Genomic DNA, 11,788 nt, shown 5'->3' on the forward strand with positions numbered 1-11,788 from the left:
AAGACACCACACGGCACTGTGGCCGACACCTCACCTAGCTCAGTCAGCAAAGGCGTGATCCACCCAGTGACCTCCGTGCCCGACCCCACCGGCCCCACCGCCCACGACCCGGTGCTCACCGCGAGCCGCCTGACCCAGGTGTTCGGCACGGGTGACGCCCGGGTCACCGCGCTCGATGACGTGTCGGTGACCATCCCCCGCGGCCGGTGGACGACCCTCATGGGGCCGTCCGGATCCGGCAAGACCACTCTGCTGCACTGCCTCTCGGGACTGTCGGTCCCCGACTCCGGCACCGTGACCCTGCACGGTACGGGTGCTGGAAACCGACGGGAGCGCAACACCGTCCTGAGCTCGCTGTCCGAGAACCAACGGGCGAAACTCCGCCGCACCCGGATCGGTGTGATCTTCCAGGAATTCAACCTCGTCCCCGTGCTCACCGTGCGGGACAACATCCGGCTGCCGATGCGCCTCGCGCATTCCCGCATCGATCCGACCTGGTACGACGAGATCACCGGACGGCTCGGGCTCAGCCAGCGCCTGAAGCACCTCCCGCACCAGCTGTCCGGCGGGCAACGGCAACGCGTCGCCATCGCCCGGGCCCTGCTGGCCCGCCCGGACATCATCTTCGCCGACGAACCCACCGGTTCCCTCGACTCGGAGACCGGCGCGGAGGTGCTCACCCTGTTCCGGCGGCTGGTCGACGAATTCGGGCAGACCCTGACGGTGGTGACCCACGACCCCGCCGCAGCCGAGCGCGGTGATCATCTGGTGGCCATGCGCGACGGACGCGTCACCGGCGCAGACGGTCACGCACTCAGGGCTCCGGTGGCACGCCCCGGACGACACTCCCGGCACGCAGCCGACGGAGGTGCCTCCGCGTGATCCGGCTCGCCCTCGCGCAGCTCCGCCGACGTGGACTGCGTTATCTCTCACTGTTCTTCTCCATCTTCGCGGCCGTCGCACTCACCGTGGCAACCGCCGCGATCACGACCACGCTGCAGCGCACGGTGGGCGAGATCTTCGACCGGCCCTACGCGAATGCGGATGTCGTGGTCACCGTCCGGCACTCCGCCGGGGAGGCCGATCCGTTGGCGGTCATCCGATCCGTTCCCGGCGTCGCGGATGCGGTGTTCGACCGGACCTTCCGGGGCGCGGTCGCCGACACCGGCGCCGTGTACCGCTCCACCTACGTCCAGTCCATCACCGACGGTCCCCTGCAGTGGCGCTCCCTCACCGAGGGCGGTTTCCCGACATCCGACAATGAGGTCCTCGCCACCGACGACGACCACACGATCGGTCAGGAACTCTCCCTCGAGGCACCCGGGATCCCGGACCCGGCCCGGGTGACGATCGTGGGACAGGTGGAGAAATCCGCCCAGGAACAGCTCATCGGCTCAGACTCCGTTCTCGCCACACCGGCAGCCGTCGAAGCCTGGTCCGGCGGTTCCTACACCGGGGAGATCCGGGTCGCCGCGGCACCCGGAACCACGCCGGAGGCGCTGGTCGGCGCTATCAGCGCCGCACTGCCGCCGGGCACCTCGACCGCGGTCACCACCGCCACGGCACACACCGCGGAACTCTCCGACCGGTACCTGTCCAAACGCGACCGCTACTTCCTGCTGCTCGCGGTATTCATCGCGGTCGTCGCGGCGGTCGCCGGCCTGGTGATCCTCTCGGCGTTCTCGGTACTCACCGGGGAGCGCCAGCGCGAGTTCGCACTCCTGCGCTCCACGGGTGCGTCCACCACTCAGATCCTCACCTCCGTCATCGTGGAGGCCACGATCCTCGGCGCCCTCGCGGGAATGCTCGGCGCACCTGCCGGGCTGTGGCTCGCGGGTATCGCGGGTGAAAACGCCGGTGCCCTCGGGGTGCGGGTCCCGCTCGCGGATGTGACACTGCCCGGGACCTGGCAGGCGGTCATCGTGTTCCTCGGGGTGATCACGGCGGTGCTCGCTGCGCTCCCGGCGGGACGGTCGGCCGTTCGGCGCCCCATCACGCAGTCACTCGCCTCACAGGGGGTGAGCCAACAGAGCGCCCTGCGCCGCGTACTCACATTCGTCCTCGGCGCAGCTGCAACCGCGGCCGGGCTCGCCGCCGCGACCTTGGTCGCCGGACAGACGGCGAAGCGGGCGGTGGTCGGTTCGGTGGGGGCCGCCAGCCTCATCGCACTCGGCGTTCTCGTCATGCTCGCCGTCCTCCTGCCTGCCCTGATCAACCGACTCTCCCGCGTCATGGGGCTGCTCCCCGTTCCCACGCTGCAGCTCGGCGCAGCCTTCGTCGGCCGCCAGGTGCAACGCTCGGGAGCGCTGGTGGCGATCATCTTCGCCGGGGTCACGCTCGTCTCCGCGGTGCTCCACGGGCAGGACATAATCCGGGACCATCTCACCGCGGGTGCCCGGGGATCCGGCGACATCGATGTCACGGTGACCGCTCTCGAGGATTCGGTCCCGGATGATCTGGTCGCCGCGATCCGGAACACCGACGGGGTGGCCGGGGCGATCGCACCGGGTGCGGCCCGGGTCGACAACCCGTGGGGTGGCTCGGAGAACGCCCTCACCCTGGATCAGGCCGCTGGTGGGCAACTGCTCCGCGGTGGAGAGGGTGCCGCACCGGGGGAGATCATCGTCGGTGACTACTCACCGATCCGCGATCGTGTGAAGGAAGGCCGCCAGGTCGAACTGACCATCTTCGACCAACCGGTCACCGCCACGGTCCGCCACGGGACCGGCCGAACGAGCTTCATCGCGCCGGATCTCGTGGACGGCGCCCGCAGCCGCTCACTCGAGGCGAAGGGCGTTCCGGTGGACAAGGCACCGCCACTCCCCCGCCCGGCGATCCTGATCCGCACCGACGGGCCCCCGGATCAGGCCGCGGACAGTCCTACGCTCACCGCCATCAATGCCACCATCGCGCAGAACGGGTCCCGGGTGTCGGTCGCGGAGAGCTTCTCCACCAGGGCCGAGATCGCCGCAACCGCAGACCGGATACTGACCATGTCAACACTGATGACGCTCGTCGCCGGACTGATAGCTGGTGTCGGTGTCGCGAACACGGTCACCCTCGCGGTCCGGGAGCGCGCACGGGACACGGAGCTTCTCGGGGCGCTGGGCATGTCCCGGGGTGGTCAACTGTTGATGCTGCTGACTGAAGTCACGGTCCTCGCGATCCCGGCCGCCCTCATAGCCGCCATCGCCGGAGGGGTACTCGGAACATGGGTGGGGGGAACTGTCACTTCGGGCGGCAGTGGTACCGGAATGCCTTCCCGCCCAGACACCGTAGCAGCCTTTGGGCTCTCCCTCGGGGCGCTACTCATAACGTGGTTCGTAACACTCGCCGCTGGAGGGCGCAACCGTGCTAGTGAAGATAAGAAACATTGCCCAACCAAAATGCCCTCGACAAGCCAAGCGTAACCTAAAACAGCCATCGGAAATCTGCGGGCGACATCACAGCGATCCAAGAATCTAACCACATAGAGAAGTTCTCCACCCCGACCAGCCCTACAGCAGATTCGTCGAACCGGGTAGAACGTGGGACGATCATGGGAGACGTTGTAGAATCGATCCAACTCGTCACGAAAACCAGAACCATTACCCCCCATCATTCTCGGAAGACCGGCCCACATGTTTCAAATCTCCCCCGAAGCTAGACACCCCAATAGCTCAATCCTCGCCTATAGCGACCATAGCCGTAGCAACCCCCGAGGAATCTAAACCGGATGCATATCCTCCTCATCACACAATACTGGGAACCCGAACAGGGAGTCGTTCAACGCCGCTGGCAGTGGATAAGCGAAGCACTCATTGAGGCTGGCCATGAGCTTACTGTCGTATGCCCACCACCACACTATCCCTCCGGGCACCTTATTTCGTCCGAGCCTCGCCACCAGACAGGGTCAATAGATCAGACATCCGAAGGTATACGGGTGTACCGGACAGCATTTCTTGGCCACGGAACATCATTGGTGAGCCGAATCCTGGACCAAGGGAGAATAATGCTGTCTCAGATGTGGATCGCGAGGCGAGCTGCTCGCGACGCTAAAAAAGAGGGACGACCATTCTCCTTGGTTTGCTGCACGATACCGGCCCTGCCGTCCTCAATTGTCGCTTTTACGTTATCTAGAATCCTACGCAAACCTCTCGTTGTAGAACTCCGAGATGCCTGGCCAGAAATCTTAGAATACCTCGACGAATGGAAAGACCGACCCACCCAAGAAACAGCAACACCTAGGAAACTAAAGGTTTCTGCGCTTCATTTTGGACTAGTTCAATTCGGGCGTATCCTGAATTTCATACTGAAATACAGCAATACAATAATCACAACAACCGAATCGCTCGCCGATTTGAAACGTACACAGGTTCGCGGATCGGTTTTTACTGTCCGAAATCGACCAAATATCATGAAACCAATTACACTGGCAACAGACTGCCGCAAGGACGGACCACTTCGCATCCTGTATGCGGGGACCGTCGGCAGAGCACAGGGAATGGAAAATGCTATGCGGGCCTTACAGATCGCCGTCAATGAAGGCACGGAAATCGAAATGAGAATAATCGGCGATGGCGCACATCTAGACCGTGTCCAAAAAATCGCCAAATCCGAGAAATTGCCCGTCGAATTTCTCGGAAGAATTCCGTTCTCTGAGGTAGGCCAGCACTATCAATGGGCCGATACCGTTTTGGTACATCTTCAATCATGGAAACCAATGGAATACACAATACCTTCCAAACTATTTGAAGGGATGCGGGCGGAAAAGCATATTACTGCGGCGCTAGCGGGTGAAGCAGCAAATATCGTAAAACAAGCACAAATTGGAGACGTAGTTCAACCAATGAACCCACAAGCATTGGCACGTCTTTGGATAAGCTTGGCCTCTAACCGCCAAAAGCTGCATGTTCACGGACGAGGCGCAGATTGGTTTGAACAAGACCTCGGAGAGGATGAACTTAAGAAGCTCTGGCTTCGCGCAGCTGAAACCGCATGTCGTAAACCAAAGAGAAGATAAGCCTCCCCTATCAGGATGGCGTTCTCGACACCTCAATTATGGCCTTCTACAAACGGTCCAGCGAGAGACGAAAACTCATTTCTAGAACCCGCACCATCAGGATTTTTTATATCCTCGCGATCGCGCGCCTAACATAATAAGGAGACATAATCATGATAAGCGGACGTCCTCGTACAGGAAATCAGGGACACCATCGACGCACTGAGCATAGTCGATCCGGGAGAGAGCTGTTTCTAAAACCGGTGACGGGACGCCCGCCGTTACCGGAATACGTAGCGCAACTCTGGCAAAGAAGACACTTCATTAAAGCCGAAGCAAGGGCCAAAGCGTTCTCCGGAACACGAAACATGGTCCTTGGAAATCTCTGGTTGATTATCGGGCCTTTTCTGGACGTTGCTGTTTATGGTTTGATTTTTGGAATGATATTAAAGACCTCTCGGGGGATCGACCAATTCGTGCCATATCTGGTCGTCGGCGTGATCCTTTTCCGTATGCTAGCCAAGGATCTGAACGACGGAAGCAATCTAATTCGGTCACATCGGAATATTATTAAGGCGTTTCCATTTCCACGCGCCGCCCTGGTGTTCTCGCTTAAGCTCCGCGGCATTTATGATTCCTTGCCGCCAATTATTGTGTTGCTTTTATTCATTTACCTTTACCCAAACGGGCCAAATCCCAATTGGACAGCGGTCCTTTTTTTTCCGGTTTTTTGCCTCCTTAAACTATTTGGAACTGGGCTAACTTTTTTGTCCGCATGGATGACTCACATTATTCCAGATCTTTCAAAGATCATCCAATTTTTTTCTCGGTTTTGGTTTTACATATCCGGCGTATTCTTTAGCATCGACAGATTTGTCGAACAGCCGCAGTTACTAAAAATCATGCAAGGAAATCCTGCTTACCAGATTCTATCTATGTCTCGAGATCTGCTGATCTACAATGTCTTACCGCCGTTAGATTCTTGGATATTCGTATCGGCTTGGTCTTGCACTACATTAATAATTGGGTTTATTCTATTTTGGACAAGGGAGGTAAAGTATGCGAAATTCTGAAGATTCCTCCGCAAAGCACGGCACCAAGCTGCCGGAGTTTATTTCAGTTGATGTCAAGGGGATCTCAGTTACTTACGATGTACCTTCATCAATGCCCAAAACAGGGCTTTCAGCTACACTAAGAAGGCTTCTCGGAAAAGCAGCCACCGAACAGGTCCACGCGCTAAAGAACATCAATCTCACTGCTCGCGCCGGAGAATCCATTGGCGTCCTCGGACTTAACGGATCCGGTAAATCAACGCTTCTTCGAATACTCGCTGGCCTCGAAACTCCAACCACCGGGCGCGTACTAGCCTCGAGCCAGCCAACGCTTCTCGGCGTCTCAGCTGCGTTGGAACCTACTCGATCGGGTTTAGAAAATATAAAGTTAGGCTGCCTTGCAATTGGCATGAAACCCGACCAACTCGATTCAGCTATCCGCGAAGTTGTTGAGCTATCCGGTATTTCCAACTCGTTACACCTGCCGATGAATACCTACTCATCAGGCATGGCAGCGCGTCTTAGGTTTGCCATTGCCACAGCAGCCGAGCCGGATATTCTTCTGATCGATGAGGCCTTGGCGACCGGCGACGCGGCATTCCGTAAAAGAACGCAAGATAAAATGGCACAGCTTAGAGCGAGGGCCGGTACAGTGTTCCTTGTTTCACATCAACCGAAGACCATCGAAGCCATGTGTTCCCGTGCCATCTGGCTACATGAAGGGCGACTCATCGCGGATTCGACAGCTGACGACTTGTCGAAACAGTACACTAAGTGGGCTTTAGCTATGTCACAAGGGAGGATGAGCGAAGCAGATCGAATTATAGGGCACACCATTAGAAGTGCCGATCTACCAAGATTCCACACGAAATCTGAGGGCAGTGGACAACATTCTGCTTAATCTACATTACATAACTCGGCGGCCACACTACTGCTGCTGAAGACAGTACAAGGACCAATATTCTAGTAGCCTCAATCTGGGGTAAATTCGCAAAAATGTTGAAATCCTTACACCAAAGCAGTAGAATTACGTTGACCTTCACGGGGGCGATCTCCATGCCCCAACACAATCCCGCCGTTTTCACGAAAGGCCAGCTATGATTTCTTCAGCTTCAACCGGTTCCCCTAAGAGGGTGTGCGTCGTAGGGCTTGGCTACATTGGGCTGCCGACCGCGGTATTCATCGCGAAGGCTGGATACGAAGTGGTCGGCGTTGACATCAAAGAAAGCTTTGTTAATAAGATAAACAACGGTGACGTACCGTTCTTTGAACCCGACTTTGAGGCTCTTCTTAAAGAAGTTGTTTCGAACGGTTCCCTCAAAGCTCAAACGACTACACCAACCGCGAATGTATACATCGTGGCAGTGCCTACCCCATTCAAAGAACACTATGAGGTCGATGACAGCTTCATTATGGCAGCAGCGACCGGAATCGCAGAGAAGCTTGAAGGAGGCGGCCTGGTAATTCTCGAATCAACTTCGCCCCCCGGAACTACACAGCGCATGGCTGACCAGATCCTGAAATTGCGTAGCGACCTAACCAGTAAGCCTGGCCTTCCGAACTCCGTGTACTTTGCACATTGTCCAGAACGGGTCCTACCGGGACAAATCGTTCGTGAGATGGCGGAGAATGATAGGGTCATTGGCGGCCTGAATGGCGAAGCCAACGAACTGACTCGAGAAGTTTACAGCTCTTTCTGTAACGGCGAGCTCCTCTTAACAGACGCTACCACCGCCGAAATGGCCAAGCTAACCGAGAATTCTTTCCGAGATGTTAACATTGCCTTCGCGAACGAGTTATCACTTATATCAGACCGGCTGGGCATTGACGTTTGGGAACTGATTGATCTTGCGAACCATCATCCTCGCGTGAATATCTTGAACCCGGGCCCGGGCGTGGGTGGACACTGCATTGCGGTAGACCCTTGGTTCATCGTATCTGCCGTACCTGAAGAGGCAAAGCTGATTCGTACAGCCCGCGAGATAAACAGTGGAAAGCCGGCATACGTCGTTGAATCACTCAAGTCCGCAGCAGAGGAAGCCGGTCCCCAGTCCAAGGTGGCAATTCTAGGCTTAGCGTTTAAGGCCGATATCGACGACCTGCGAGAATCGCCCGCTGTAGAGATTACGGCGAATTTGTCCCAGGAACTGGGTAGCCATGAATTACTTGTCGTGGAGCCATTCGTCGATAAGTTGCCAGATAGTCTAGCAGAACGTCCAAACGTGACCATGACCGAACAAGCCTCAGCAATTGAGCTCGCTGACGTCATTGCGGTACTCGTCGATCACACTCAGTTTAAAGAAATTTCTCCGACTGCATTAGCCGGAAAAACCGTGGTCGACACACGCGGGTTGTTTCGTAAGAAATAGCCGCAGGTGTCCCTGATTGGGGCACCACCTTATTGTTACGGGTTGTGCCCCAGTCGACTCCGTCGGCATCCCACTAATAGCGGGCCTTTCCGGTTTTTCGATGGCGTTGATCTGGTTGGGGAATCAGCCGGAGTCGGAGAATCAGCGCAGGATGTATTTGGGTTTAGGAAAGCCCAGGGCGATGCCACGGAGGTGTTCGAGGCGTGCGTTGACCGCTTCGACGAGGGCTGTTTCTGGCGCCAGTATCGAAACAGGCCGAGATCTCGCGGCGTCGTGTCCACAGTGATCGTCTTGGTTGGGCAGGTTCGGCCAAGAGCGTCGGACACACCGCGATGGATCGAGCGGAGCACCTTGTCCATGGCGATCCTGCCGTCCCGGCGCCGACGACCGGCTTAGGTGTCGGTAGGTCGTGGGAGACGCGGTAGATCACCTCCACCCCGACACGGGAGTCATAAGCGGTGAATACAGTGTCGAGACGGGTTCATCGCCGCTCGGTGCACAACCCAGTACCGGTCACAATCATGCGTCAAATCCCGTACAGCAGATCCCCGGTCCGGCTGTGGTGCCTGCAGGCGTGGTGCTGGATTCGTGGGCGGCACAGCTTCGGTTTCTCGGCGGCGAGGTTCACGACCTGGAATGGGTCCATCACCGAACGTGCCGACTAGCACCGCCCGCGATGTCCGCAGGGTGGTAGCCGGCGGACCCGTCCTAGGCCACGACCTTGACTCGGTCCCGCTTCTGCCGGTCACGAGCACCCAATCAGTCGGACGGGAACTTCGCGCAGTGGACCTGGACCATCTCTCCAGCAGACAGCTCGGCCACCTTCCCGTCGACCACCGGTATGAAGGTCCACCAAATCGGTGACAAACACACTGCGCCCGTCCCCGCGAACGTGTGCTCATCGACGCCAGGCACCCGCCCCCCCTTCAAGGTGACACACACCGTCATAGGCCAGTGCCCGCACGGCGTTGACCAGGGCCCCACCAATACCGAATTCTGCGACGACCGCGGAACACGCTGACGCGGTCGACCACCGAACCTTTGCAGGACCCTAACCGTGCACCGTAGGTAATCGTGGCCCTGGGTTCGTCCGGAAGCGGTGACTGTTATCGGAACATCCCCGTGCCGCAGCTGCAGTTGCCCCAAGTCGGCCGGGGTAACCGCACGGGCGGCCCGATAGAGTGTCTGACAATCAGTGTGTCTGACAATCAGCGAATCAATGACCGTGCAACCGGGGTGATCAAGCGACCGGCCCGCGACCTTGTGCTCCGGGTATGCCGGGCCAATGGTGAACCGGGCACTGAAACAGGTGCGTGCGGTGTCCTCGATCCCGTCAACGGCGATCGTCACCCGAAATTCCACGGTACGGAACATGGTCTCAGCGAGCAGGCTGGCAGTAGCGTTCACGGCAGGTCCCCGTGGTGTTGGGCACAGGCGTAAAGAAATCTACATCTTCACCCCCGGAAACCGGCTATCTCACCCCGGCGACCACCAGGGCTCCGCGCCCAAGACGCTCTCTCAAACCGGACAATCCTTATGGTGTCAAATCTCTAGTTTCGAATGTATGGCCTTTTATCGAGATTGATTTACAAGCAACTGGTAGATCTTACTATAATCCGAGCCAGCGCTTTCCCACGTTGTATCTTCGGCAAATGAAAATGCCCGTTCCGCAAGCGATTCGTAGAGCTCAGGACTCTCAAAAAGCCGTATAATGGCATCGGCCAATGCGTGCGGGTCCCCAGCTTTCACTGCTATCCCAGCCCCCCTATCGGTGGTAATCTCTGTCAATGCCGGTAGATCCGAAACTACTACAGGACGACACCGAGCCATCGCTTGCAACGGCTTTAGAGGTGTCACGGCTCGAGCGACATCTACGTCCTTACGCGGAATACAAAAAACATCAATCGCGTCGTACCAACGCAAGACTTCCGAAGGGGGAACTTTACCGACAAATGAAACCAAATCTAGTAAATTCCTTTTCTCCGCTAGGTCCATGAGACTTGGCAAAGCTGCACCATCTCCGACAATTACGGCCTGAATCTTCATATCCGGCTTCATATCCCGAATTTTGTCCAAACTAAGCAGCAGTACTTCTAGACCTTCGTAGTCGACGATAGAAGTGATAGTGCCAATAGTAAATCGATCGGTTAGGTTAAGTTGCTTTCTAGCATCCGACGATGTCAATCCGGGTTTAGCCAGCGTCTCTCTCTCGACAGAATTATGAATAACATCGATCTTGGATGAATCAACACTTCGTTCAATATGCGATTGTTTTTGCACATTCGACAACGCTATTACTCGACTAGCATCACACATGAGTTGCGTTTCGAGCTTCCTAGTCCGGACAAAAAATGAGGATCCCACAGCTCGCTCATAGTCAGAATCTGAGCACCGTGCTAACCAGGTTTTTTCCATCTCTCCTCGAGTTTCATAAACCCAGGGGACCCCGAGAGCATTGGCAACGGATCTCCCAATTAATCCGTTCTCGTAATTAGTAGTTACGTGGATAACATCCGGCTCATAAACCCGAGCAATGGCTAAAATAAGTTGGTAATTCAGCGCCAGCCGCTCGTCAACAAAAGGAGGTATCTCAAAACCACTCAATCGGCAGTACGGTACGCCATCAACTTCCTCGAAGTTATCTTTGGGTTGTACGCCAATATTTTCTGGATACCCAAGTCGAGTTACCGCAAGGCAGTTAATGCCGAGCTCACGTTGGCTTCTCAGAACTGCGTGCGATCGAACAGAGTAGCCGGACAGCGTGTAAGGAAAAGAATTTGTAAGTAGGTGAAGAACACGTAATCCTGTAGAAGATTTCTTTTGGTCCCGAACGCTCTGCAGTAAATCAGGGGAGACCTTTGCCGTTGTCCGGATACAGAGGTTTTCTGGGCGATAGTCCCCACCAAGAACATTCTTTACGGCACGCCAACGCCGCGCCGTTAGTGAACTAGGGCGTATTAGACGAATCGCGTTGTCCATGTCGCCGATGTCCCAAGCTTTTCGTGCCCTCACGTACGTCAGCTGGGATTTACTCAAGTCACCATGAATGTATAGTCCGAGCAAATCTCGAAGTTTACCCGATCGCAGACGACCATATTGCCGCTCGGCATCGTCACGACGGTCACCAATGATATAAATGATAACGCGGACCACAGAGAAAGGAAACACTCGGGCTGCAACGTTTGTAATTCTATTGCGCCAAGGATTGGGTATCTTCCTCGACACTAGAATACCAAAACCAATCGGGTCCTCCCGGGCAGTTTCAATAAAAAAACGAAGACGGAAAAGTGATTTCTTCATAGCTCCCCAGCTTCCATTCCGAGAATACCGAAGAAGGAATGTAGTCCCCGGCCTGCGGTTAGAAACAGGGCAATCTCCTTCAAACG

At 56.6% G+C, this 11,788-nt stretch carries 7 protein-coding genes; 6 read left to right on the plus strand and 1 reads right to left on the minus strand.

The window, feature by feature from the left end; genetic code table 11:
- Positions 1-66 precede the first annotated feature (66 nt).
- From KRX55_RS11305 to wecC, 6 genes are all read left to right on the plus strand, one after another.
- Positions 67-882 (plus strand): ABC transporter ATP-binding protein, encoded by an 816-nt coding sequence (locus KRX55_RS11305; RefSeq protein WP_370625843.1) that lies wholly within the window; start codon positions 67-69, stop codon positions 880-882.
- Positions 879-3,410: an ABC transporter permease gene (locus KRX55_RS11310; RefSeq protein WP_218407832.1), complete on the plus strand. Its 2,532-nt coding sequence runs from the start codon at positions 879-881 to the stop codon at positions 3,408-3,410. Before KRX55_RS11305 ends, KRX55_RS11310 begins: the two co-directional genes overlap by 4 nt.
- Before the next feature lie 305 nt (positions 3,411-3,715).
- Positions 3,716-5,002 (plus strand): glycosyltransferase family 4 protein, encoded by a 1,287-nt coding sequence (locus KRX55_RS11315; protein WP_218407833.1) that lies wholly within the window; start codon positions 3,716-3,718, stop codon positions 5,000-5,002.
- A gap of 152 nt (positions 5,003-5,154) precedes the next feature.
- Positions 5,155-6,054, plus strand: coding sequence for an ABC transporter permease (locus KRX55_RS11320; protein WP_218407834.1), 900 nt, complete (start codon positions 5,155-5,157; stop codon positions 6,052-6,054).
- Positions 6,041-6,934: an ABC transporter ATP-binding protein gene (locus tag KRX55_RS11325; RefSeq protein ID WP_218407835.1), complete on the plus strand. Its 894-nt coding sequence runs from the start codon at positions 6,041-6,043 to the stop codon at positions 6,932-6,934. The genes KRX55_RS11320 and KRX55_RS11325 overlap by 14 nt, the downstream gene beginning before the upstream one ends.
- A gap of 196 nt (positions 6,935-7,130) precedes the next feature.
- On the plus strand, positions 7,131-8,402 hold the full coding sequence (wecC, locus tag KRX55_RS11330) for a UDP-N-acetyl-D-mannosamine dehydrogenase (RefSeq protein WP_218407836.1): 1,272 nt from the start codon (positions 7,131-7,133) through the stop codon (positions 8,400-8,402).
- Between the two features lie 1,572 nt (positions 8,403-9,974).
- Here the strand turns inward: wecC and KRX55_RS11335 are convergent.
- Positions 9,975-11,702 carry a glycosyltransferase family 4 protein gene (locus KRX55_RS11335; RefSeq protein WP_218407837.1) on the minus strand — a complete coding sequence of 576 codons (1,728 nt, stop codon included), beginning with the start codon at positions 11,700-11,702 and terminating at the stop codon, positions 9,975-9,977.
- Between the last annotated feature and the right edge of the window lie 86 nt (positions 11,703-11,788).

Source organism: Corynebacterium sp. TAE3-ERU16 (assembly GCF_019209935.1).
GTDB lineage: Bacteria > Actinomycetota > Actinomycetes > Mycobacteriales > Mycobacteriaceae > Corynebacterium > Corynebacterium antarcticum.